1 protein-coding gene (running past one end of the window) is annotated in these 25,285 nt (G+C 65.1%); it reads left to right on the top strand.

Annotated elements, in window-relative coordinates:
- Window positions 1–25,285 carry the 3' portion of an IQM protein middle domain-containing protein gene (locus tag NVU01S_RS01430; RefSeq protein ID WP_063048033.1) on the top strand. The gene continues 21,779 nt to the left of window position 1, outside the view, so only the last 25,285 of its 47,064 coding nucleotides appear in the window; its start codon lies off the left edge, out of view; it ends in the stop codon at window positions 25,283–25,285.

Here is a 25,285-nt window from a genome sequence, read left to right as displayed (position 1 = left end):
CGAGGCTGCTTGGGCGGTCCTGTTCGGTCGCGGTAACGGCTATGTAGGTTTCGAGGGGCCAGGGTTCGCGTACCTTGCGGCCGAACGTCTCGGTAAAGGCTTTTACCGAGCGGTTGGCGCAGTGCTCGTCCCTGATGAAGACGGAAACATCGTTCTCGGGACCGGGGAAGTCGGGCTGCGCCAACCCGTTCGTAGTGTGGGTGGTGCGGGCTTCTTGCACCCGCTCAAATTCGACGTCAACACACTGCACGATCTGGTAGGTGGTGACCTCGAATTCTCGCGCCGAGTCGCCGACACCAGCGATCAACTAAACGACAAAGACGTCTCCCTGTGGAATGCAACGCGTCACCGCCTCGACACCATATATAAAGACGACCCTGGTGCCAGAAAGTCCGTCTGGCAAAAGTTTACCGCTTATCTATGGTCGCCGCGCAGGCTGCGCGCCCACCTGGACGAGGAGTACCCGAACAAATGGGAGCAGGAGAAGGACAAGCTCACAGAGTATTACCGTACAACGGTCGAAGGGAAGGTCGGAGATCGGATATTGTCCGAACCCTACTCGACCATTGTCGGCCGGGCCATCAGTGGTCAGATCGAGTATGCACTGAAACGTAATACCGTAGTGCTTTTCGTGACCCCTGAACTCGATCCAGGTGTCGCGGGTTTGGTTGAAAAGCACACCTACTCGGCCCTCGGCATCGAACGGGACGAAAACGGCACGCGTATTCTGATGTTGAACCCGTGGGACCACCACGGCGACTATTCCGTTCCGCTGGACGACAGCATCGAATACCGCTTCGACCCGCTACCTCGCGGTACCGTCGAATACACTACAGATTCCGATGGAGGCATATACCGCGAAACTCCTGACGGCACCATTTACGGCATCTATAAAAACAAGACAAAATACCGAAAGGATCCGAATCCGGACGGTGCCGGCTACACGGAATATGGCATCGACGCCAGCGGGCGCACCTACTGCAAGACCCTGGATGGCACGCATCATATCAGGCTGCCCAGCGGCCACCGGTACCGGAAAACTTCCGACGGCACCGAATACCGAGCATATCCAGACGGCACAAGACTGCGAAAAGGCCCGAGCGATACGGATTGGTCGAATGACCCCACCCCCGACGTGCCGTGGGACATCAGCATCCCCCGGCAAGGCGGCGTTGTCGCGGTCGATGTCAAGCACTTGCCGAAGTTCACAGACATGACCATGAGCGGCCCCGGTGCACTCGGCGTGCACGGACGCGAGCGCCGCGCCACACCGGCATTCGAACCCCGGTACGACGAAACCACCTACTTCGGTGACGATCTGTTCAAGCAACTGGAAACCGAGCTTCCCAACATCCCGCAACCGCCTTCAGGCCGGCCCGGTCCCACTTACGCCATGCCGTCAGGCCCGAGCCCCGCTGGAAGCCGACCCGCGCTTGTAGGCGGTCCGAATGGTGCGAGCGGACCTTACGATCTTGGTCCCGGGGATGAATTAGCCGCACCGCATACCGGCGCGGGTCCCGGCCACGACAACGGCATATCCGACGAAACGAACAACGAGCCCGCTCCCGAAACCAGCCCACTCGCCACACCCGACCAGCCCGCCGCTCAACCAGCGGACAGTCCGGCCGACCACCAGGCGACGTCGTCCGCCGACGAAACCGCACCCGTACCGCGCCCCGGAAACGAGCAGCCCGAATCCGCCGCACCGCCCGTGGCCGCCCTCGCGCCGCCGGAGATCGACACAAACACCGAAACTGCCCCTGCGGCGCAGAGTTCGACATCCACGGCGCTGATCCAGACCACTTCGGCGAGCACCGGGCAGGTGAATCACATTGTCCGGGATCTGGGTTCGCAGCGCGACGGCCTGAAGGAAATCGTCGAGATCATCCCGGTGCCGGAAACGACCGCCCAGTGGCTGCGCGAGCAGCTGTACCGGCAGGTGGTCGGAATCAACGGCGAGGACAAGAAGTTCCGGGCCGAGCTGGGCCGGGTACTCACCCCCCGTCTGATCAGCAGCGAGTGGTCGCGGCTGCTCACCAAGTCGGGCTTGCCGCTGCGCGTGACCTACCGTGGCCGCCTCTTTCCCGTTTCGATCCGCCTGCGTCTGCGCAACGCGCGGCCGGCCGCGGAGCAGCTCCCGCCGGTCGGCGACCGCGACGCCCCGGGCAACGGTCCGCCGGTCGTGCTGTGGCATTACGCGCGTGGGTGGAGCTCGATCAGCAACAGCGCCAGTGAGCACGATCTGCGATCCCTCTCGGGTTCCTACGGTGCGAAATGGCCGATGTACGAACGGGGCTTGCGCAGTCTCGATGGCACACCGCAAGCTTCGGTCATCCTGAACCAGTACGCCACGCGCATCGAGGCCGGCGCGACGGTCGAGTCGACGGTCAAGAAGTTGAGCAAGGGCCCGACCATTCCGCACACCTACGAACAGGAATGGCAGTTCAGCCTGAACCAGGGTATCGACGATATCCTGCCGACCGATAGCACAGCGAGAGTGTGGCATGATATCGCCGGGGCGGCGCCCGACCTACTGTTGATCTGGATTCCGAAATTCCTGGTCGACAATACCGAACTGCCACGCGTCGATCCTGATAATTTGGAAACGGTTCCGGCGGTCTTCCATTCCGAGCAAACCCAAGAAACAGCGCCATCGTTATCGAAGTTCCCTTTCTACTCGACACTCAGCATGCCGAACCACGACGAACTGCTTATCGACGTATTCCAGGGTTTCCGCGAACGACTCGTAGGCATCTCCGACAATTCCCTCGGCGACCTGATGGATTTCTTCAAGGAAGAGAACATTCTGGGCAATATTCCATTGATGCTGGACGGGTGGCTGCCTTCCCCCTCCTGGCTGGACTCGGAGAACAAATCGCTCGGCTTCTTCTTGATGCAGGTCGATTTCGAAGGCGGCACCGAACTCACCGGACCTACCCATGAGAAATTCGGCCTGGAAGTCTATACTCTCCGCGAGCTGGGCGTTACGGGCAAGTCGACGATCAGCAACGAGTCCGGTACGCACCCGGCATTCACCACGACCCTCGGTGCGGGGCCTTCCTTCCCTGAGACCAAATACCCCAGGCGCGGCGGCCAGATCACTTTCCCCCGAGGTGGCGTAGCCGACCACTCCAGTCATTCCCTCAGCTACGGCAGGAAGGCGCACACCTCTCGTTCGCTGCGTCTGCACGACGATATGCTGCACACGACGCCCCACATGCGCGTCCATCTCGTTCTGGTCCGGGACGGCAAGCGTTTCGGGCCCACTGCGGGAACACCACTGGCCAACGGGAAAACGTACCCGACCAACATGCTGGTGCCGTCGAAGGGAGCTCTGGGCACGAAGCCGACCGCGACGCCGCCTCCGCCCTCGAAGGAACCTCCGGCCGAGCAACCGACCGGAACCCGCTCTCCGGAACCAGAGGAAACCCCGGACAAAAAGCCGCCGCCCATTCGGTACCTGTCACCGAAGCTGTTGCATTTGCGTCAACTGAGCCTCGACACCACCCCGTTCAGGGTCACCGGCACCGCTCCCCTGTTCGCCGGTGCCGAAAAGTTCCTGTCCGAGACCGGCTTTTTCTCGAGCGAACACGATGACCCGGGTGTGCTGGACCTGGTCGAACAGAAGGCACTCGCGACCGCCCGCGAAAGCAATATCGCCGCATTCGAGCGGATGAAGGCACAGTCCGACCTGGACGCCGTTTTCCCGGAGATGATCGACGGCGAAGTAGACGAAACGAATCTCACGCTCGACGGCGGTGTCATCCAATGGTTCAAGAAGCCCGGCCGATTCGGCACGGAGAGCATTTCGATCAGGATTGTCACGAAGCGTTACTACGCTTCCCCGGACCGTCCGAACGACGGCGTCAGCCATGACCTGACGCTGCCCAAATTCCAGACACAGAACCGGGCAGGGATCAACCTGCCCGGCAGCACGCAGTCCGACGCCACCTCGCTGCAGGCGAATTGGAACGGCGGCGGAAATGTGGCGATCACCAACCCGTTCGATGTGCCGAGCAATCAAATCCTTGCCAGCGTGACGCCGAGCTATGTCCACGCGTACCACTCCTCCGCGGGTGCGACATATGGCTTCGACACCGGCGCCACGAATATGATCATCAGCCCCGCCGACGACGGCACACAAAACTTCACCGTACCTGTCGTGCATTGGATGGAGATCTCCTACAGCGATGGCGAGGACCCGGACTTGATGCGCAGCGCGGGCGTGGTCCACCTCAATGTGCCCACCTATCGCACGGAGGACCAAGAGCCGGCCGACCCGTCCCCGCCTCCGGTCGCGACCATTCGCAAGATCACGGACGAGGACATCGACCACCTCGCTGCACCGACCCGGGGCCTTCCCGAGCAGGCGGTCGTCCTCGACGCCGGCTCCAGCACGAAAATCCGCCAGGCCGTTTTCGCTCTCATCAACGGAACGAGGCTCGATACCGAGCAGGTCGAGCAGACCGTATCGGGAGCATTCCCAGTCGATCCCGAAGAGGATGCGGTCCTTCCGCGGTGGAATCCGCAACCGGCCGCCGAGCCCGAGCAGACCAACCCTCCGACCTCCGACCTCCCGTCCTCGGAAATCCCCACGGTTGTCGTCACCGATCCATCCGGCGCGCTGCACACCGTTCTCCCGGTACCCGATACCGAGACCGCGCCTCCGCCCACACAGATACCCGGTGCATTCCCCGTCGAGTCACCCGAGCAGACCACGCCTCGCCGGACCGACACGCTGCCATCCGACGTGCCGGCGATCATCGTCACCGATCCCGCGGGCGCGCTGCACGATGCGTCGCGGGCGCTCAGCGACCCCGAATCGGAACCCGACGTACGCCCAGGCTGGGTCGAATGGGGGATCAACAAGATCGCCGTCGGCGGTAACTGGGTCTGGGAACAAACTTTCGGCGGACGCACCGCCAACCCGGAGTCAGCGCCGTACCAAATCATTCACACCGCCTTCTCTCCGCAAGCTCAGCTGGCATCGCTGGTGCAGACCTCACATGGCTCCGACGAGATCGAGGGCATCGGCACCGCGGGCGTCGTCGCGGGCACCGACTACATCGTTCGACTCGAGTCGTACCTCACCGACATTGTGGTGCTGCCGAAGTCGGCGAAGATCAACACCGAGAACTGGTCGCCATCCCAAGACCATGCGGACGAGAAGTCGCAAACTGTGCACAGCGACCAGTTCGGCCTCAGCGAGACACAGCGCTTCGGCGCCGAAGCCGACCACAGCACCATTCCCGGCGGAACCTACCAGCACGCGTTCTCCCGCCCGCGGCATGCCACGGCCGCCGAATCCATCGGCACCAATCGGATAACGACGATCGCCGCCAACGCGGCCGGAACGAACCCGGCGGGACCGCGCGGCGAGGCCTATCGGTTCACCGCGCGGGTCGTGCACGTGGTCACCGTCGAGACCGGTACCCGCAACCTCATCACAGGTACTGGGAAAGATCTCGCCGCCATGGTGCACCGCCGCTCCAAAGTGGCGAGATATCTGACCGACATGGCGCGAATCCTCGTTGGAGCAGCGGAGCCCACGGCCTACGGCGACAACACCCTCGTCGTCGACGACCCCGGCGGGACCGAATTCCTGTTGTACGACAAGGATCTACACCTGCATCCGCACCTCGCCCGCCTGGTCCGGGAGAGCGGCGTGCACAAGATCGTCAAGCAGCAGCGGGCCGATCTGTTCCTGCCGATCGGCTACGTCCTGAGCAACGGCGCCCTCACCTACGGCAACGTCGTCAAAGCGAACATCGAAGGCGGACACGACGACTTCAAAGCGGCTACCAAGAAATTGGTGGAGTCGGTGGCGCCGGGTGTGCTCGATCCCAGCTCGGCCAATCACTTCCGCGGCGTGGTAGCGCAAATCAACAAGCACACCTCGATTTTCGGCACCCGCACCCTCGCCAACGGACCGGGCACCAAGTCGTTCGCGTTCGTCGACCGCAGCTACCCGTTCGTGCCGCGCCTGGTCGAGGTGGCCTTCGAAGCGCGGCCACATCCCAAAGCCGATCTCGACCGGATCCGCGGTCGGCGCCTGCCCAATGGCGTTGCGCTGGAGACCAATTTCCTGCACACGACCGCCAACGGCAACGCGCTGGGCGGCAAGGATACGGCGGTCGGCGCCGGCCGAAGCGGTGACGATCAGTGGAGCCTCAACCCCAGCTTCCAAGTGGAAGGCGGCGTACGCCCCACCTTCAGCTTCGCCGTCAAAGGCACCGGAAGCGCCAGTGGCACCAGGGATTCCAGCCGAGTGCTGAGTACGTGGCTGCGCGGCGACCACACCGCGCGATTCCCGGTGCCCTACGTGTACACGGTCACGGTCAGATGGTGGCTCCTCGAAGGTGCGCATGCGACCTACCTGACGCGCCTCGCCGCGTCGACGGCGGGAATCCTGCTGGGACTGGATACCTCGCAATGGGGCCGACCGAACAGCTCCGTGTCGAAGTCCGTCAATTCCGTCAACCACATCCAGTTCCATGTCGACGACGCGAGAACCGCCGGCGACAGCGACACCGTCCTGCGCCGCGTCAGGCCCGACATCTACAAAGCCGATCCGTTGGTCCCCCGCCCTACCCCGCCCGCGGGAAGTGTGGCGATCGAGATGGAGCGGCCGGCCGGGCTCGGCCCCTTGCTCGCGCAGCCGTGGGTGCCGAGCAGACCGATCCAGGTCTACTGGTTCGACGCGATCGATCAGCTCGACCGAGCGCTGCGTGCCGTTGCCCCCTCGGTCGAGGCCAACCACCGGACCCGGTCCGTCGAAAGCGCGCTCCAGGTCTTGAACACGCTCGCCTGGACCGGTCTGCCGACCGTGCTCGGCCCCGGGTCCATCGCCGCATTCCTGGACAATGTCGACGCATCGGACCGAATTCTGCCGATCCCGACGGCACACCCCCGTGGTCGGCGGGTCACCGACATCACCGCCGAGGTGACGCTCTACTCGCCAGAGATCGACCGAACCAGCGGGACAATCACGCTCGACGGCATGGAGGTCACGGCGGAGAGTTTCGAGTCCGAGGCAAGCCAGACCAATACCTTCATGCCCACCATCGGTGTGAGCGTCCCCGCCACCGCGGATGCGAGCAACCGCGGCGCCCCCGCGGGCTTGCCCCTGGGTGGCGGCGCCAAAGGCCACGGCATGTCCAGAAAGGTCGGCAACCAACGTCGCACACTCACCCGCATCGGCACCGCGGCACTGAACGCCGACGGGCTCGGCTCGGACAACCATCGCGCATGGACCATCCTGCTGATCAAGCTCATCGGCCCCAAGGGCACCCTGTGGGTCATCGGCAACGCCGTCACCCGCACCACCGGTGCGTTGCGCACACCCTTAGAGCCGGCTCCGGCCCCCGCCATCTCCGAGCAGTCCACCGCCCCGGAAACTGCGAAACAACCGGATCAGAGCATCGAGCCCACCGATTCTGCTGTGCCACTTGATCATTCGGTCGACTCGACGGGTCGGCCGGCAACTCCGGATGCGCCCATCGCCGAGCAGGAAACCACGGAGCCCGATCCCGCACCGAAGCTCGAAGCCAAGTCGGCGCAGTCCACCGACACCCACGAATCTGCGAAGCAGTCCGCGCAGAGCACCGATCCTGCTGTGGCACCGGACTCGACCGAGCCGACGGATCGCCCGGTGGTGCCGGATACTCCCGTCGCCGCGCAGCACACCACGGAGAAAGAACGCGGTGCGGCACCCATCAATGACGTCACGTCCTCCCCCGACGTCCGGTGGCGCGGACCGCGATCGGCCGTGGTGAACGGCATCCGTGCACCTGCCGGGCACGTCTGGGAATCCATGCGCGACGACGGCGATTGCCTGCCGCTGCTGCTCGAGCGGATGGTCTACCCGAACGACCCGCCGTCGACACAGAAGATCATGGACCAGCGGCTCGCTGCGTTGCGCGCGGAGATCGCCACTGAGATCGAGACGAACGCAGACGACTACTTCGAGCAGTTCGTCGCCCTTGTCGACGCGGCCTCAGTAGCCCCACCCGAGGCGCCACTGCTCCGCGCCGAAGAAGTGGCTGCGCTGCAAACCGCACGAGACAACAACCGGCTCCGCGCCGAGTTCGACCGGCAAGTACAGGCGATCAGGACACCGCGGGTCTGGCGAAACGCGGCCAGCCATTTGACTTCTCGGGCCGCGGGCACAATGTTGCAGCGGCGCGGACTCTTCCTGGCGTTGTACAACGATGAATACAGAACTCGCCCTGTGATACTCGGCGTGGAAACCACCGAGGCGGCTTCAGCCACCGCTCTGAACTACCGCAATCACTTCTACCTCGCGGTACCGCGCGCACCCGACTCTTCGCTTCCGTCGCGCACACCCTTGTCGCCTGCTGCGCCACAACAGCGGGCGTCGGACGACAGTGCGAAGACGCCCAGCGACGAGACAGGACTCGAGCGCACCGAGGCGGACCGGTCGGACGTCGAAACCCCTGCGGCAGTACCGATCATCGTCGTTTCGCCGCCACAGGACGAAGCGCAGGTGACCCCGGACCGTCCGAACACGCCACCCACCATCACGATTTCCACTCCCGAAGGCACCACACGGTCCGCCGTCACTGTCGAGGACGTAGCGCCGACCGAGTCCGAAACACCCATTCCCGCAATCGAATCGGTGCCGGAGCCCACGCAGACACTGTCCGCGCCGCCGAGCCCACCGGTGCAACCGATCGCGCGCCGGTCGGAGTCGGTATTGTCGCGCGCCGCCGCGGAATTCGAGGGCATCTTCGACCGCCCGCGTACGTTGGCGGAGTTGTACCGCACGCTGCTGCCCGAGTGGCCGGATCTGTCGTTCGAGGACCTGGCAGAGCTGCGAACACACAGCTACGCCCACAACGGACAGCAAGCCCCCACCGTGTCGCGGGAAAATCTGGACGAGTTCCTGCATGCCATCTGGGATGAGCGTGAGTCGATCGCGACCGCGAATCACATCTACAACGCGTATCTGAGTCGGGGCGCCGGAGATCGACCCGAGAACCCCCGCGCGTTCAGAAACGACATCGCGTGGGTCCTCACCCAGCGCACCCCCGGACCGGCGCAGCAGGGTTTCCTGGCGGAGGCCGGTGTGCTCACGCCGGACAATGCGGACCGCTGGGCGCCCGAAAACATCCCGGTCGTGCACTTCGACCGGCAGAACCGGCCGGACCTGCCCGCCGACGACAACGGCTTCAAGATCTACTTGAATGCCACGGGCGCCGCACGTTCCGACGTGGTGGCGCGTGTGGTGCACAAGGTGCTCGACAACCCCGAGCGCTTCCCCGGGGTCGGCGAGGTAAAGGTCTTCGGCCCGCTGGAGCGCCGAGCGGACGGGATCGTGGTCTACGTCAGCGATTTGGACACGGTGCAGCGGGTCGTCGCGTGGTTGCGGGAGTTCCAGGACGAGCACGCCGAAATGTTCCATTGGGACGTGCCCGCCGGATCTGAACAGGTCTTGGCCGGTGTGGGCTTCGGCGCGGAAATCAAGCCAGGAGGTTTCGGCGCGAACCGCGCCTTCGCGCTGTTCGACGCGCTGAACCTGCACCGCCACAACACGTTCGACGATTTCGCCGCCGAGGTGCGTGCGCAATTCCGCAGCCGCGGCATCGATCCCGAACAGGTACACCTCAACCTGCCCGCGCTCCGAACAGACGACCAGCAGGCAGACCCCGCACCGGCTACCGAACAACAAATCCTGGAAGAGCCGGAACCGGCCGAGCAATCCCGGCTGCACGACGAGCAGCCCGTCGACCAGACGGCCCCATGGCAGCAGGAGATGCTCGACGCGCTCGTACGCGACCAACTCAGCGCGACAGCGCAGACGGACACCGGAGACCGAGGGGACTCGACCGAGGCGCCGCGGGGTCCGCCGTCGGAGATCACCCGCCCCTCTTCGCCCACCGGCTCTGTCGAATCCACCGGCTCTGTCGAATCCACCGGCACCGTTCGGTTCGCACCGCTGCTCGACCAGGAGCCGCCGCACCACATCGACGCCGACGAGACGGACTCCGATACGGCGTCCCGGCCCGGCTCACCGGCCGACAATGCGTCGATCTACAGCACCGACGCCGATCACCCTGCACGGTCCCAGGACTCCCCTGCCCACCAGCCGATCACAGACGAGCAGACGAGCCCGGTGATGCCGATCAGCTCGGCGAACATCCGCCCCGCATTGCGCTGGGACGACGACGAATCCGTGCACAGCACCGACGAGCCGGACCGTGCGCCCGTTGCGTCCGAAACCATCGGCCAGAACAGGCTTCCCCGCACGTTCACGGTCGACCTTCCGGGCAGGCGTGTCTCCGAGCCGCGGGAACAGCAGGACGAGCCCGCCGGGCGGAAGCGGTTGTCGTCCGGATCGCGAGTGCGGACCGCAATGCCCGACACCTTCGACCTGTCCGGTGCTGGATGGGACGCGCACACCCTGGGCCGCTCGAAGAGCGACCCCGGCATCCGCACGCACGACCAGGGCGGCGAAACATCGAGGCCGACTCCGCAATTGGGTCCGGACAAGATGACACGCCCCGTCGAGATGACACACATGACCCGACCGCCGGGGCAGTTCGAGGACGTCGCCGATCTCGTCCACGACGCGCCCGAGCTCGAACCGGCGGCACGCACCGACCAGGTTGTCGCCACCCCGCACACCGGTGACGCTGCCCAGTCACAAGACAGCACAACAACGTCCGCCTCCGAGCGGCGAAACTCATACGCTGGAACCGACGGCAGCACATCCGCCCATCCCCAGGCCGAGCGAGCTTCTCGCAGGTCCCAAGCGCTGCAACGGATGCGGGGCTTCGTCTCGCGCCTCCGTGAGCACGGCGATCCGCGCGACGCTACGACAGCGCCGCGCACAACGTCGACCGAAGGCAGCACAGCCCGTCAGCTCCGCACGGTCTTCCACCGGCTCGTGCGCCGATCGGCCAGCAGTGCAACGACTTCGGCCAGCCGTGCTACCGGGAGCGCTATCGCCGGCGACGGCACGGCTGCCCACACGGTTGCTTCCGACGCACCAGCCATCGCCGCCCACAGTTCCGAGCCTGACTTCGACTGCCTCACCACCGCACTCACCGACATCCAGCACGACAACAACAGTCGCGCGATCCGGCCGGATTACCGGTCGACCGCACTGCCTTTCCGCTCGAAGCGACGCTTGCCAGGCCGCTCCCGGCGCGAAGCCGAGAAGGCCGCGGGCGGCAAACTGCGCGGCTACGCCGACGAACACCGGATCGCCAAGCAACTGCAAATTCTCGGCCCCGGCGCCCAAGCCCTGGTCGTCGGCGTGCATCCGGCCGTCAACGCGAACGGCATAGGCGCACACGCCTATCGGATGGTCAACGACCGCGGCGTCATCGTCGTCCGTGACGCCGCCGATCCGGCGCACCGCCTCCCTGGACAGGGCAGCGCCGCCCGCGTCTTCGCCGTCCTCTACTCCCCCACCAGCAACCAGATCCGGCCCCTTCGGCTGCGTGGCGAAGCGATCCCTGAATTCCCCCGGGACATCCGCATCGGCGCACCCTACGAGGCGACCGGCACCCGGCGACCCGGCAGCCCAATGGCCGGTCCCAGCCGCGCCGCCGACACGACACCGCACCCGGCCGGGCTCGGCACCCCGAACACCGACGGCAGCACATCCGCCCACACCGGCGACGCGTCGCGCGCGCAACCCGCGCGTGGATCACACCCGCCAGGCCGTCTGCGACGCTTCGTCTCTCGCCTCCGCGGTCGCGACGCACCCGATGGTGGGACCGCATCGATCGCGACGCAACAGGCCCCGGAGCCGCAGCGCACGACATTCCGCCGTATCCGCACACTCTTCCGGCCGCCCTTGCCCACACCCAGCGGTGCGCGCACAGTGCACGCGCCCACGGTGCATGCTCCGCGCGGGTCTGCTGGCGACGCCGTTGCGGATCCGCTGGGGAAATGGAACGAACTGCCGGCTGAGTCGCAAGGGGCCGTGCTGGCCATGGCTGCCAATCCGGCAGCCGTCGACCAGTTCCTCAGCGATCCCGAGTCGATGGCCGAGATCATGGCGGAGATGCATCGGAACTACGCCGCGGTGAACACGTTGCGCGCTGCCGACGGGGAGGTGCCTGACATCAGGATGCTGTCCCGACTACTCGAAGAGCTGCGGATCGCGGAGTCCAAAGGTGCGCTGGCGCAGCGGCAGGCCGAGCAGTTCGAGATTCTCGACGAAATGTTCTCGCACCCCGTTGTGGCGCCGGCTGAGCAGTGGGCGGTCGCAGTGGGCCACCACACGGCGATCAACGAGATGAGCGCTCATTTCCCGCATCTGGACGGACCGTTCGACGGCGACGCGCTGCGCGAGCAGGTCGAGACACTGAACGAGCTGGCCGACCAGCCGCTGTCGCTCACCGAGCCGATGCGTGTCGTGCAAGATCTCGATGACATCGACTTCCTGGACTTGCCTTGGAATCCAGCTAACCACGCCGATGTGATCGGCACCACGGTCACACCGGACGTCTTTCTCGTCACGACAGCGAAACGCGCAGCGCCACAGCAAGAGACCGAGCACCGACTGATTTTGACCGTGCACCCCGGGGTCGACGGCTTGGTGTTCGGCGACGCCGCGCAGCCACGGCTCCTGTTGAAGCCCGATACGCCGTTGCGCATCACCGGCGTACGGCCGCACGGCGACGGATACCGGATCGAAGCCGAAGTAGGCTCCAGCGCAACCGGTTCCGCGCCCGAACGCCGGTCGACGGACACCGACGACACAGACCACATCGAGGACGGCACCCGCGAGTTCGACACCGACAGTATCGTTTCGGCAGATTCCGACGCCTCGGCAGCGTGGCCCGGCCCGATCCGCGAAACGCGAACTTTCGACGGCGATACCGCCGACGAAGGCCGTATCGATGACGACGGGGTGCGCGTATTCGATACGGACACAGCGGGTGACCGGTTCGGAACGAACCATCTCCGGGCCCTTTCGTGGGACGAACATGCCGAATCCGCGCGCAAAGCGCTTGTCGCCCATGGCCAGAACTCGGTGCTCAACAACATTGTGCGGAGCATGTCGGATATCGACCTCGACCAGCTCTGCGCGCGAATCGAACACAATCTCGCCCTCTATCGCGCGATCGTCGCGGAGTACGGCACCGAATTCGCCTTCGGAGCGCTGCGCACCACCCGCGACGAACTGGCGGGCCGAGCCGGCCTCGACGAACGTCAAACGAAGCTGCTGGGCGCTCTCACCGAGATCCTGGGCAGTGAAAACCCGTTCCGCCGTTGGCAAGACATCACCGCCGATGCCTACATCCGCCAGGACGCCTCCGGTCTCTATCGCCGTACCTACGGTGCCGAGTTCGGCCCCGAGGTCGTTCGAGAGCACAGAGATTCGCTCGACCGGGCGACCGGCCGCCCGCTGCCCTCGACCGAACCGTTCCGCGTCCTGCGCACGCTCGAAAGCGTCGATTTCCTGCTTGCCCAGGACGGCGCACCGCTGAACGGGCGCAATGTCGCCCTCGCGGTCGGTGTTTCGCACCGAGACCCCGGTTACCTGTCGACGTCACTGACCGCCAACCCGATCCAGGTGTCGCGGTTCAACAGCAATTTCGTCCTCGAACTCGAGGTGCCGCCAGGGGCTCGCGGCATCTATGTCGGCAGCGACGGCGGTCTCCGGCAGAACGAACTGCTGTTCGCCCGCAATACCCGCTACCGGATCACCGGGATCGGCCCGACCATCCACGGCGTCACCATCCTGCGCGGTCGCATCGAGCCCGACGAAACAGCCGCCCGCCACCCGGACTGCGCGCCGCTGGCTTTGCGCTACGTCGCCGACCAGAACCCCCGTGCGCCGATCACCGCGCCGGCGCAGCACTCCGTCGGGCTCGACGGGATGAGCGCCGAACAGTTCAACCGCCATGCCGGAGGCGAACTGCGCACCTTCACCAGCCATGCCGAGATCGAGGACGAACTCCGGCAACTCGGCGCGGGAGCGTTAGCCCTCGTCGTCGACGCCTATCACGGTCCGGTGGACGAGCACGGAATCGGCGCGCACACAGTGGTTTTCGAGAACGACCAGATGATTGTCCACGGGTACGACCCGATCACCGAGGACTACTACCCGATCGACCGCCACCCGACCGCCAACGTTCGCGCGATCACCGCCATCGTCTACCGCCCGGACGGAACCGTGTACACCGCCGATCGGGAAGCCGACGGCGCGGCAGTCCTCGGCGAGACCCGCATCGGCGCGCCGGACCGAGGTGCGGTGGCTGCCGACAATCGTGCGACGGAGCCGATGGCTCCCACAGAGAAGCGCAACCACTTCGACATAGCAGCCTTCCTCGGAAGTTTCGGCGGCGCGGCTTATTCACCCGGCACGAAGCTGAGTTTCCACGCCACCAACCGCACCATGCACGCCGAGTTCGGTGCCACCGGAGTCACCGTGTCCTGGACGGGCACCCGCGCGACGCCTGCACCATCCGAGCATCCCCTCGGCGAATTCTGGCATCTGCTCCGGACCGGTTACGAGCCGCTGGGATTCACTGCGGTGTGGGTGGCTCAGCCGCCGTTCCACGCCGCCGCCACCGCTCGGATACTCAGCACCCCCGAATTGCGAAATGTGCTGACCGCCAACGGTTTCGACACCGAGACCGAGATATATTTCCAGGACGGTGCCGACCATCGTGTCGCGGTGGTGCGGCGAGACGGGAACCTCGCGGTACGTGATCCGCACACCGCGGGCGATCTGCCACCCGACCCGCGGGCGATCATCAGCCGAGCGGAATTCCTGCGCCGACTCGGCGAGCGCGGAACACCGCATGTCCGGGTCGCTGTTTCGACGCCACTGGAGTGGCATCGCGTACCGTCCATCGGGCCCGACAACCTTTATCCGACACTGGCGCGGATTCTCACAGTAGATGCCGAAGTGATACGGCAAAAGACCGAGCGGAGGATGGCAGCGGCGAACATCGGCTCCGCACTCGAGGCGGCAGCCCAGGAATACGCCCTCAATATCGTCTTCGAACGTCCGGGCGAACCTCGCATCACCCTCGTGAACAGTCCGCAGCTGCCGAAATTCTTCCTGCGCCAGACCCTTACCAGCTACGAAATCGGCATCACCGCCACCGGCCATTACGCCACCGTCGTCACACCGGACCTCGCCGCCGCACAGGTCGGCGTGCCGCGCGAGCAGATCCCGGCACCGCGGACCACGATGCTGGCCGGCGGGCCGGAACCACCGCTGGAAGGCGCGGCGGTGCGCCGGAACTACATCCCGGAACGGGGGCCGGTCTCCGCGCGAGCCCCGGAGCCCGCAGTAGTCAAGAAATCCCGGCGGAAGCGGACGACCTGGATCCGGCACCGCACCGTCCCCGCCGCCAAACTCGCAGGACGCAACGTTCAGTCCGCGCATCTGCCTCGGCCGACCTTCACCGACCCCACACCGGTGCACTACATGGACGAGGTGGAGCGCGAAGCCCACCGGCTCTACGTGGACAAAACCGGCCGACTCCGGCACGCCCGCGACGGGTCGCTGTTCCAAGCGGAACGGAACGAGGATTACCTCGGCGATCGCAAGTACATCTTCGTCATGGACGAATTCGGCAATCTGTATGCGGGCGAGAAGATCAAAGGCCTGATCCAGCATTCGTCGTTTCTCGGCGGCCGGATCGTCACCGCGGCCGGGGCCATCTCGGCCAAGGACGGCATTGTCACCAGGATCGTGGACAGCAGTGGGCATTACGCGCCCGACGAGCAGACCAACGACTACGCACTGGCGTTCCTGGAAGCACAGGGTCTGCGCTTCTCCGATGATTTCCAGCGAGTCTATTATTCGAACAACGATCAGTTCCTGCTGCGAGCGCCGGTGGTCCAAGAACGCGTCCGCGCGGCCGCACTCGCGCGGGTACAGCGCATCCTGAACGAGGGGCCGACTTTCACCGCACCCTTCAAGGTCTATCGCGCGGAAACAACGCAGAGGTACCTCTCCTGGCGTGATTTCCCACCCGGAACGACAATCGCTTTCCAGGACGCGCTTTTCGACACCACGGCCACGGTCACCGAGGACCTGACCTTCCGAGTGTTCGCCCGCAGTATCGATGGTTCGCAACCCGACCGTGCGCACGAACTGGACGGCGAGGCGTTGCGGGAGCTGGTGTTCCGGCTCGACGTGGGGTCCGTCCGGGTCGAGCGACCGGAAGTTCCGGTCTACACCTATTACGGCGAGGACCTGCTGCACCGAATGGCGCAGGGCGAAGCAGACTTCCACGCCGACAACACCATCCCGACGCCTGGTGATCAGCGAGCGCCACCGTCCCACCATGACCGACCAGTGGTGGACCGGACGATGCCGTCCCGCTGGGAGCCGGTACAGGTCCCCGGTGATCCAGGATTCGCCGCGATCGCGCAACTATTCGGGATATCCGAGGTCGCTCGAGTCCGCAGGCGCATCCTCGATCACCTCCGCGAAGAAGCGACGATCGAGCACGAACGCCGCGAGGAGGTCGACGACAGCCGGGTGGCCGGCGACATCGACGACACGGAGTGGGGGGACGAGCTGCGGGACCGGCACGAATTCGACCGCTGGCGTTCGACCGCGTACTGGGACCTGGTCGATCCCACCGCGGTGTGGCAGACACCGGATTTCGATGCCGGAGATCGCCTGCTCCGGCTGGTGGCGGCCGCCTACGAGGTGAACGTCGTCAGCGTGCACCCGGACGGTCAGGTGCGCGAAATCATCCATTCCGCCGACCGGTTGACGGTGTTCCTGCGTCGCACCGCGGCGGGGCATTTCGAGATCGGTGCCACCGCGACCGGCACACCGTTGGTGGAATGGCCGCAGCAGCGAGTGTGGGACGCACTCGCCACGCCCGACGGACGGGTGCCCAGGAACCAGATCCCCGAACCCCTGCGGCTCGAATTGACCAAGCCGCACATTCCACTGCTCTCCGCCGCCGTGCCCAGCAAATTCTCCGAGGAGGGGTCCGCGCGACCCGTCCATTACATGGATGCCGACGAATTGGAGTCGCATCGGCTGTTCCTCGGCCCGGACGGCCGACTGCACCGGGCCTCCGACGGGTCGCGGTTCGACACGACCAAGCTCCTCGATTGGCCGGGCTCCAGCCGCATCATGCTGTTCGTGATGGACGAGTTCGGCAACCTCTACGCCGCCGCCACCGAACCGAGCGGCCGAATCCAGCACGCTTCGTTCTTGGGCGAGGGTGCGGTGACCGCCGCAGGCGAAATCGGGGCGGTCGACGGCATGCTCGAGGAGTGGTCCGACAGCGAACGCCAAGGCCCGCCGCACCCTGAGCACAATGATTTCGCGCTGGATTGGCTGCGCCGCCGCGGTCTCGCGTTGGACTCCGGCTTCCGCAGGACGGACGCCGATGCCGGTTCCCGTGATCGGGTCGGCGAGCCTATGCGCCAACGCACCCAACTCACGTACCGCCGGATACTCGCCGACGCCACCGACAAAGCGTTGCACCGCATCGAAAACGCGCCGGCGCAGAGCCCGGCGGCGCGCGCGGTGGCGCAGGTCGCCCGCGAGCAGCTCGCCACCGAACAGCGACAGCTGCGCCGCTGGCAGCAACTGTTCCACGTGCGCCGAATCTCCAAGACCGAGCAGATCAACTCGTTCGCCCATCCCCTACCCGTGGGCGCGAACGATCGTCTCGTGCCGCCCGGGTCGATCGATGCCCTGCGAAACGCCGAAGGGGCCGCCGGCGCACGCGCGGCCTGGTGGGTACAGCACGGACGCGCGTGGTGGGCGGCGCTACAGTTCGCGGACCTGGCACCGGACTATCAGGAGCGCCTGCTCGCCGATTTCCCCGGTCTGCGCAATGGTGACGGAATTCCCGCCGAGGTACGAAACACCCTGAACCGCAGGTACATTCTGCTCGAGAGTGCCCGCCTGAAGCAGGCTGCTGAAGCCGACGTTCAGATGCCCTCCCAGCAACGTCGATCGCACAACCTCGAGACCACACTGGTCGCCTTGCACGGCGCGGAACTCGAAGCCGCCATAGCGGCACAACGATCCGGGGGCGCGGTGGCCGAGGTGCGGTTGCTGTCGTTCCACCAGGACCTGCAAGGCCGCGCCGCCAAGGTGGCCATCGCGTTCGGTCCGGTGGACACCGCGGCGACCATCGACCGGCAGCAAACCGACGATGCCTCCTTCAGGTCACTGCTTCCGGCCGTACCCCGCGTTGTGCGAGTCCACCAGCAAAACGCCGGTACCAGAACGGATCACGCGACAGTTCTCACCCTCGGCCAAGACGAAGGCGGCACCACCGGTCCCCGAACACGCCGCGGCACAACAGCTGTCGCCACCGACGGGTCCGCCACCCTGCCGACGCGTGCTCCGAGCACCGCCACGCACGCGTCCGCCGCCGGAGAGTTCGGCGCTGCACGGTCCGCTGCACTGCGTCACCTGTTCGGCAAGTCCGCGCGGCCCACAACGGGATTCGAGCCCCAAGGTGACGAGACCTACTTCGGCGCACTGCTCGAATCGTTCCGATACGAACTCGACGGGCCCGCTCAGCATCCACAGACCAGCCCCGCGGATGAGCCCAGACCACACGCTGGAACCAGGCCGGTCGGTGGCACCATCCGCACCACGTGGTCGTTCGAGCCCGAGGGGGACGACACCTACTTCGGCGCCGATTTGCTGGCCTCGCTGCAGTCGGACCCGTACGAACGCTACGGCCTGACGCCGCGCACGCGACTCGACACCGGCGATCTGCGACCGCCGACCCTTGCGGAACACCGGGAATACCTCAAAACGCATGAATTTCCGACGATCCCGCTTCCGATCGCTACCAAGCGCATTGTCGATTCCGATGGCAAAGCCGCTCTCGTCCTGGTGAACGGTGACGGCGAGGTCGTCACGCTGTCGGCTTCCGGTCGTGCGGAAGCGGATCTGGTCGTCGCCGCGGATGGGGCTGCTCCTTACTACGACTTGACCATGCCGGACGGCAAGCACGTCACGGTTCCCGAGGCGCTGGCTCATGGTTTCGAATACCAGCCCGGCACTGCTACGACCCGCGGCACGGTGGCCTGGGATACCACCGGCGAAATCCGCATACTCGGTAATGACGGCCACGGCGACGAGGGGGTCATCACAGTGGCCGGCGGAAACGACCTCATCGTTTTTCCGACGTCGGATGGTTCGCGGGTTATCGGAAATCCGGAAAAGCTCATGTGGTGGCTGGCCGAAGTGCCGCACAACGTACTGCCCGAGACGCCGGAACTCGCCGACCGCAGCGCGGAGAAGTTGTTCGGACCATATGGACCGCAACCCCAAGACGCGCAGCAAGGAGAGGCCGGCTATTGCTCATTGATCGCGCCCTTACAGCGGATCGCCCAGCGTGACCCGCAGTTGATCGAAGAGATGCTGCACGACAACGATGACGGCACTGTCTATGTGCGGCTCCGCATAAACGGCCGCATCCATTGGGAACTGGTCAGCAAGGACATCGACGTCACGCCCGGCACCGACATCGGGCACTACGTCTATCATGTGCCCGGACAACCGTTGTGGCCCGCCATCATCGGAAAAGCGTTCGCACAATGCTTCGGCGGGATTCTCGGTTACTACGCGAGTCGCACCTCGGTCATGAGCGCGATGGACGTTCACACCTACCTGGACAAGCGGTACTACCGTTCCGGCGACGGCGCGTTGGCGCAACCCTCGCGCGTTGTGACGGATGCCTTCTACCCGGTCCATCTCGACTCGGAGACGCTCGGGAGCATCATCGGTGGCGACCCTGACTTCACCGCCCTCGCCGCCGAGGTCCTCGATGACCTCGAATCCGCTTGGCGGACAGTGCACGATGAGGCGCGGAATACGATCATGGCGGCTCATCCCGACAACCCAGCCGACGATCCGGACGTCCGTGCCCGCAGTGACGCCGCACGCGCGGCGGCGTGGGACCAGTTCGAACGCACCGAGGATCTGCGGTCGCCCGCGGGTTTCCGCCGTTATCTCGATAGTCGGTTCCCCGGTCGGTGGGAAACCGAGAAAACGGCTCTGGCAAGCTATTTCACCGCGATATATGGCGGACCGGCCGAACGCAGGCTGCTTCCCGCCCGCTACAGATTCGTCGCTGAAACCATCGCCGCCCGCATCGCCTGGGCGCTGCGGCGCGGTGTGGTCACCATCGGCACCTCCCATTTCGGGCAGGGCCGCGAAAACGCGACGGCTGTACCGGGTCTGGAGGGCGGTCACGCATACGGGGTCCTGGACGTCCTGCGCGACGAGCACGGCATACCGACCGGGCTCTTGCTCAGCAATCCCTGGGGATACAACGGTGACTACCCCACCCCTGTGTCGGGTGTCGAGTACCGTTTGCCCCCGACCGGATCCCGCTACACCACCCGCTCCGACGGCACCCGCGTCCGCGAGGATCAGGACGGCGGCCAGGAGCGGTTCTCCAAAGACTCCGGCAGATACTGGCGCGACGCGGACGGCGAGCAGCGCTGGACTTCCAAGGCCGGCATCAAGATGCGCAAACCCGCGGGCAGCACCAGTTGGCAGTATGACTGGAACCGCAAGGATCCGCCCGATGGCACGATTCCCGACTACGGCATCATCGCAGTCGATCTCATACACATACCGAAATTCGACACTCTCGCAATAGGCGGCCCCGCCGCCTACGGCCTCTTCGGGGCCGAAAAACCCACCAGCACAAAGGATGCCGCCCCGGCCCCGACGGACGGGCACGCTGCGTCACCCCCGGCGGGGAGACCCACACGGTTCGGTCCTGGCGGTGTGCCATCGGAATACACCTCGGCACCCGGGCACTTCATATCAGCACCCGTGCCAGGCGATGGATCTTCGCAGCCGTACCGCGAATCGAATCCCGGTGATCGCGGCCGGGATCCGCAGCAGCCACCGAACAGTGACGTCGGAAGGCGTCACGTCGCTGCCGACAAGGAATACTGGATCATTCATGGTATCGCCAAAGGCTATACAGATTGGGATATTCTGGAACATCTCAATCGCAACGGATTTCCCGATCTGAACATCGCGGAAGTCAGCTTCCTCGTTAATTCTTCCTACGCTTCGGCGGGAATCGAGCGCACGGCAAGTGTTGCCCGTGATCCGGGAACGGTACTCGAAGCGCTCATGGCGAGTTTCGGGGGGCAGATCGATCAAGAAACGCTCGACGCGCTTCCGCTGCGGTTGAGTCCACTGGAAAAGGCCGTATTCAAATACATTTACGACCATTCGGACGACGATGCATCCAGCGTGGATTTCTTTGATGAGGTCGGCACAGCTGTCGAGGGTCAACGCATAGACGGTAAAACGCTCGCCCGGGTATCCAAAGACACGGCGAAGACCGCGGGCAGGTCGATACTGACCAGGGCTGGGATTTTCCGGAGTGAGTGGAAGCGCGACAGTCGTGGGCGGCATAACCTGAGGGAGACTGTCGTGGCGCTCGCGCACAGTCTCGGGGGGCGGATCGATGCCGAGACGGTCGCCGCGTTCCGCAGGGCCGGTGGGGCTCGGCAATGGCGGGCACCGCCTGGGCCGCGTCCGGCGCGCGTGGTTGGCGGACGGAATATCGACGGCAGTAGCGTTCATCCCGGTGGTATTGCGGGCTCGCGGCCGGTCGGTCCGGTGGTCTCTGGTTCGGGTTCCGGTGTCGGTGGTCCGATCCGGCCGTCGCCAGGGGGTTGCGGAGTGCGGGCCCTCGAGTATGCCGCCGGGTTGAATCCCGCTGCTGGGATTCGGTCACCGGGGGTGTCGGTCGGGTTGTCCGGTATGACTGGCCCCCAGTTCGAGTTCGGTGCCGGTGCGCGACTGCAACCGTTCAGTACTCTCGTTCCGGCCGTCGGCCGGCTTCGTATGCTCGGTCCTGGTTCGTTGAGTCTTGTGGTGGGTGCGCATTTCGGTGTCGATGCGCGGGGATTCGGTGCCCATGTCATCGTGATGCACAATCGCGGCGGGGCTCTGTGGGTTTACGATCCAGAAACTCGGATCGATCAACCTTTGGAACAGCATGTCTTCGCCGAGGCTCGGGCATGGCTCGTGATCGTGTACGGCCCGGGCAGCGGCCCGCAGCCCATCGCGGGTCATCCCGACGACGGTGCCCTCGTTCTCGGTGACGCTCTAATCGGCGCGCCATTCGGTGCCGCAGCACCCCAACCAGGGATCGGTGCTCCAGATCTCCACACCACCTCGGCCCCCGCTGCGGGCAGCCCCCGCGGACCGATGGATTTCGCGATGGTGCCTCACCAGCCTATCGGCAGCCAGTTGCGTGAATGGGAGGAACTACCGGTCGAGCAGCAGGATGCGGTGCGTACGCACGTTGCGGAATATGATGTGGTGCAACGGGTTCTGGCCGAGCGAGGCGTGGCGGCGGAACAGCTGGAAGATCTGAACGCCGAGGGCCTTCGCGCCGAACTGGACGCGCACTTCCACGACCGGTTCGGGCGGCCATTCGATCTCGACGCGTTCCGGCGACGTGCCCAGATGGTGAGTGCGTTGATAGACAAACCACTATCGATCACGAAGCAGTTGTACATAGTGCACGATCTGGATACTCTCGATCTCCTGCCGTCGGATCCACTTCTTCATTCCGCAGCGATCGGTACCACGGTCCGGCGGCCGGCCCTCACCGTCGGCGCTCTCGCGGATTCGGCGCCCCCACAACAGACTCGGCACCGGCTCGAGCTGACCGTGCGCCCCGGGGCCCGCGGCCTGCTTTTCTCCGATTCCGATGATGCACAGACATTGTTCTCCGCCGTCGCCGGGCAGCCGCAGATCATGCTGTTCGGCGACGCCACCCATCCGAAGATGCTGCTGCCGCACGACTCGCCGCTGCACATCACCGGCATTTACCCGGACGGTGCCGGCTTCCGGGTGCAGGCCGAGGTGGGGCCGGATACGGAGAACCAAGGCCGTATCGACGAAAACGGCGTACGCATATTCGACACCGACGAGGCCGGCGCCAACTTCGGCTCCCACCAACTGCGCCGCTGGGACGACCTGCCGCGCGAGCAGCAGGTCGCGCGCTTGACCGCGGCGCAGGCGCGGCCGGTCGAGCGGCCGTCGGGCGGGGAGCCGGACGTCGAGTTGCTCACTGACACACCGGCGTTGCTGCGTATCGAGGACCCGTCGGAAGTCGGTGCCTACGCCGCGGCGGTGTGGGACGCTCCGTCCCCACAGGCCGCGCTGGCTATGGTCGCACGGTTGGACCCGCGCACGGTGGCGGCGGTGCGCGCCGCGTATCCGGGCAAGGACTTGGTCGCGGACCTTCATACCGGGCTGCCGGACGAAGCCGACAACATCGACCACGTATTCGCCGCTGCGCCGGACGAATCCGCGGCACCGCCGATGGAGCGGGAGCGTGGTGCCTCTGTTGCGGACGGGTCTGCAGCGTATGTCTCGGAGTCCGGCACGTCGGATGTTCGCGGAAACTGTGGGCCATCGGCTCTCCGGTACGCCGCGAACAAGAATCCCGACACACAGATTCGGCCGTCAGAGGTGAGTGTCGGGTTGTCCGGTATGCGTGGTGAGGATTTTGTAGACGCCGCTGCCGCACCGTTGCAACCGGTCGGCTCGCTGGCGCGCGTGGTCGCCGAACTTCGTGTTCTCGGACCTCGCGCTTTGAGTCTTGTCGTCGATGTCTATGGCGATCCGGCTGCTCGCCGCATCGGTGCGCATGCCGTGGTGCTCTACAAGCAGGACGAAGAGCTGTGGGTGCATGATCCGAAGACCGGCGACCACGCTTTGGCGGACCATCCCATCGCGCGTAGTCGTTCGCTGCTTGCGATCGTGTACAACGATGACGGGCTTGTGCGAACTCTGGCGCGTTTCTCGGACGACGGTGTGCGCGTCCTCAACGAGGCGCTGATCGGTGCGCCACCTACCGAGGACGGTATGGTTTACTCGGCGGGCTTCGAATCGGGCAGTTATCCGGAGGCGGACGGGCAAAGCGGGCCGCACGTCGAAGTATTCCACGGCAGCCCTGCGGAGTTTCCGAATAATTTCCGATTCGACGCTGAATTCGGTATATATTCGCCCGGCACTCTCGTTCATATCACCGACGATGCCGGAACTCTGCTGCTCACTGTTACTGGGAACGGCTTGGTCACCGCGAATTATGGAGACGGCGGTAATTCGGGGCAATGGGTGCAAACGTTCGAGGGCGACATTCAAAACGCTGCGGAATATTTGATCGGGTACCTGTCGGAGGTTCCGCCCACGCGAATCGAGATCCATCACCCGACCCCGCTGCCCGCAGCCGCAACAGGGGCGTCCGCCGAGGAGTACGACACGGCTGGGTCCTTTGCCCACAGCGGGGCGCCACCCGGTGGGGACCACACCGAGGTGCCGCCTGCCGGCACTCGCGCCGATCTGGAAAGCTGGGTAGCCCACTGCATCGTCCGGGGTTACACGAATCAGGACATACTGGATCACCTCAAGGAAAACGGATTTCCCGATCTGAGAAAGACACAGGTGGACGCCTGCGTGCAGGCCGCGTACGCATCAGCGCGAGTCGAGTTTCGGCTCGTAAGGGGTACAAGCAAAGGAATGCAGATAGAAATTTTCGCCAGGAATTATCCGGGTTACATCGACCAAGGCAGGCTGGATATCCTACCTCTGCGTGCGAGGCGCCTGGAGCGGGCAGTGTTCGCACATTTTCGGGACCACCCGAACATTGCGACGCCGAATAAAGAATATTATAAAGAAGTTGCCATCGCCCTGACTGGCGCAGAAGTGGACGGCGAAGTCCTCGGGAGCATATCCTCGGATATGGTCGCCATAGCTGTCTTCGAGCTACTGGCGAGAGCTGGGATCCCCAGGTCCCACTGGGTCAAGGATCCTGTACGCGATAATCCGGACCCGAGGGCTACACTCGCCGCGTTGGCGTATCGGCTGCGGGGTCAGGGGCGGCTCGACCGGGTCGCTATCGCCGAGTTCATGACGTCTGGTGGTCCCGCACAGTGGTCGAATCGGATGGGGCGGGCCCGCCCGAATCTCGCGAAGGATATTTTCGAGTACCTTTACGAGAATCGCAATAATCACTTTAATGTCGGATATGAGAATATCAGCGCCCATCTAGCGAACAAGGGCCTCGGGAGCCTGTCCAGGTCGGCGGTGCACAACGCCATTTTCGACATACTGAACAAGATCGACGTGCCTTCCGGAGCCACGGAGTTCGTCGCCGCCGGGTGGCCGGCCGACAGGTTCTTGGAAATCGCTGCCCGGTGGCCTGCTGCCGTCGAGGCGTACCGAGCGTCGCGTGGACAGCCGTCGACTACCGGACGTTTCGACGGCAGTAGCGCGCATCGTGGTGGCAGCGCGTAG

It is taken from the genome of Nocardia vulneris (assembly GCF_001613425.1).
In the GTDB taxonomy this organism is placed as follows: Bacteria; Actinomycetota; Actinomycetes; order Mycobacteriales; family Mycobacteriaceae; genus Nocardia; species Nocardia vulneris.
The sequence above is the reverse complement of the archived record's forward strand: the minus strand, read 5'-3'. Positions and strand labels throughout refer to the sequence as shown.